At 35.5% G+C, this 3,139-nt stretch carries 3 protein-coding genes; 2 read left to right on the top strand and 1 reads right to left on the bottom strand.

The genetic code is table 11. The features are described from left to right. The first annotated feature begins 77 nt into the window (after positions 1-77). Positions 78-548 (top strand): BLUF domain-containing protein, encoded by a 471-nt coding sequence (locus tag WBM60_RS06755; protein ID WP_424261891.1) that lies wholly within the window; start codon positions 78-80, stop codon positions 546-548. 706 nt (positions 549-1,254) lie between these two features. Next, the gene (locus WBM60_RS06750) at positions 1,255-1,626 is read left to right on the top strand and encodes a GerW family sporulation protein (RefSeq protein WP_424276369.1); all 372 of its coding nucleotides are present in this window, start codon (positions 1,255-1,257) and stop codon (positions 1,624-1,626) included. Positions 1,627-1,723: 97 nt separating this feature from the next. Here the strand turns inward: WBM60_RS06750 and WBM60_RS06745 are convergent. After that, the coding region (locus tag WBM60_RS06745; RefSeq protein ID WP_424282895.1) for an aminotransferase class V-fold PLP-dependent enzyme at positions 1,724-3,139 on the bottom strand (1,416 nt) is incomplete at its 5' end.

The raw sequence follows: 3,139 nt of genomic DNA, 5'->3' as shown, positions 1-3,139 counted from the left end.
ACAAATGCAAACAGCTGGATACAGCGATGTTTCCCCAACTTAACGCAGAATATAAAACTTTAAATAATTAACAGGATTTGCAAACAGTACACCACAATATGGTTTTTCAGATAACATACAGCTCAGTAGCTAAGCCGGGACTTTCCATTTCAGAAATTGAAGAAATCATTACACAGGCAACACAATATAATGCAGCCCATGACATAACAGGTTGTCTGATATATAATAACGGTTATTTCCTGCAAATTCTTGAGGGAGAAAAGCCGCTTGTGAAGACATTAATTAATAAGATTGAGCTGGATGATCGCCATGATCATTTTACTATACTCTCAGAGGGTCAAACGAATTTCCGGACATTCAATGAATGGGCAATGGCCTATTATCATGATCCCCTGAATGCCCACTTGAATAGCGAAGTCCAAGAAATTAAGACCTCTCTTTTAGAGGTTTCAACTAGTTCAGAAAAATCAAATTTCGCCTTGAAAGTTTTTTGGTATAATGTTAAGAAACTTCTGTCTGAAAAGGGATATTATAAATCCAACTCATAAAATAATTATTCATCACTAATGGATCAGGCGATGTAATTATTTAAAAATACCATTTATGCTGGTTGACCTTAGTTATGCCTTTGATCATCTACAGAAAAAATTGATCTTAAAATTTTTTACTAGATAGTGCAGTGGAATGATTCAAATCATTGCCAAAAAATACGTTTTGCATTTCCTTTGCATAAACATTAAACGATGCTCTGGGCCTTTTTCGGTATACTTTTATTTTTACTTATACTGTATCTATTATTTGTTCCTCTGGATATTGTTATAAATAGTACTAAAAACCAATACTTTATTCGAATTTGGGGTTTGGCTAAAGTCGCCTTAGAAGGACATGAAAAAGAATTCTTGCGAATTAAGTTAAATACGCTATTTATGCGGTTTTACTTCTATCCTTTAAGAAAAAAGAAAAAGGAACAGAAGAAAAAGGTTGAGGCAAAATCCAGAAAGATGCGAAATTTTAAGTCAAACTTTAAAAGGGGGCTGCAAGTAATAAAATCATTTAAAGTCAAGAAATTAATACTAGATATAGATACAGGTAATTGTATACAAAATGCAAAATTGTATCCTGCATTTGCTTTATTGAATCACCATGTAGGCACTTTTCAAGTAAATTTTGAAGGCAGAGTGAACATGGTTTTACACCTGCAAAGCAGGCCCATAAACATTATTAAATCATTTATTAACTTTTAAAAAATTTATCATGGAATTACATTTTGAAGAATTTTTAGGTAAAATCACAGATTTTATCAAAACTGAAGCAAAAACTGAAACTGTTGTTGGCGAACAATTTCAATTAGGAGAATTTAAATGTGTACCTGTTATAAAGGTAGGTATGGGATTTGGATCAGGAGGAGGAGAAGGTACGGAAGCAAAATCCAAAAAAGGTCAGGGAATGGGTGCCGGAGCCGGGGTAGGAATCGAACCAATAGGTTTTTTGGTAACCAAAGGAGATGAAATCTCTTTCCTTGAAGCAGGAAAAGCTCATGGTTTGGCCGCCGCTTTTGAAAAAGTACCGGACTTAATTGACAAGTATGTGGAAACCATAAAAAAGAAAGATGAAGAATTGGTTTAACCTAGTCTAAACAAAGATCAACCGGAACATCTGCTAAGTCTGACTTAGTGCTGAAACTGAGTAGGTTTCAATTATTAAATGAGAATCCTGCTCAGTTTTATTTAATATTAAACCATTCAGCTGTAATAGCCTTTTCTGCAGGTTCTTTATCCTTATATATAAATTCATTCTTCAGGCTATTGTACTCATAATCCTTGCTCCATTCGTTATGATGCAATGCAACTTGCTTTATAGCCTCACAAATTAAATCTATTTCCTTATCGGTCATTATCGGGTGTACAGACATGCGCACCCAACCTGGCCTTTCAATGAGGCAACCTTCCAGAATTTTTTGTTCAATGGCTTTTGAAGTAGACAGGTCAACATTTAATAAATAATGGCCGTATGTTCCTGCGCAGGAACATCCACCACGGGTCTGTACCCCATATCGGTCATTGAGTAATTTAACAATCAAATTATAATGGGCATCATCTATAAAAAAAGAGAAAACCCCTAATCGGTCTTTGTGCCTTTGGGCTAGTATATGTATATTCTGAATATTTGATAATTTTTTAAATATTCGGTCAATGATCTGATGTTCCCTCGCCAATATATTTTCTGTTCCCATTTGCTCCTTTAGCCGTATAGCCATAGCAGTTTTTATGGTCTGCAGAAAACCTGGAGTACCTCCGTCTTCTCTGGTTTCAATATCGTCAATATAGTCATGGTCTCCCCATGGGTTTGTATAGGCCACCGTTCCGCCACCGGGATTATCCGGAATCAGATTTTTATATAATTTTTTATTAAAAATGAGAACCCCTGAAGCTCCTGGGCCGCCTAAAAATTTATGTGGGGAAAAGAAGATAGCATCCAAATAGGCCTCTTTGTCTTTTGGGTGCATATCAATTGATACATAAGGCGCGGAGCAGGCGAAGTCTACAAAACATAAGCCATTATAACTATGAATAAGTTTTGCTACCTCAGAATAATCTGTAATAATACCGGTCACATTCGAGCAGGCTGTAACAGATGCAATTTTTATTGGATATTGTTCATATTTCACAAGTAGTTTCCGAAAACTATCAAAACAAATAAGACCTTCAGAATTACAAGGAATTACCTCTACCTTCGCTATAGTTTCTAACCATGAAGTTTGATTTGAATGGTGTTCCATGTGAGAAATAAAAACTATCGGTTTAATGGCTTCAGGTAAATTTGTATGCGCTTTGAGATTTTCTGCTACCTTTAACCCTAAAATTCTTTGAAATTTATTTATGGCTCCTGTCATTCCTGTCCCAACATTTATTAGGACATCTTCATCTGAAGCGTTGACGTGTTCTTTAATAATGGTACGGGCTTCTTTGTAAGCCAGAGTCATAGCAGACCCGGTAACAGAAGTTTCCGTATGTGTATTAGCTACAAATGGCCCAATTTCATTAAGCAACTTTTCTTCAATTGGACGGTATAACCTTCCACTGGCAATCCAATCAGCATAAATTATTTTTTTTATCCCAAAAGGGGATTCAAAAGTTTG

Origin of the sequence: Eudoraea sp., from assembly GCF_049669105.1 — a bacterium.
GTDB lineage: Bacteria > Bacteroidota > Bacteroidia > Flavobacteriales > Flavobacteriaceae > Eudoraea.
This window is presented reverse-complemented; position numbering and strand designations above follow the sequence as displayed.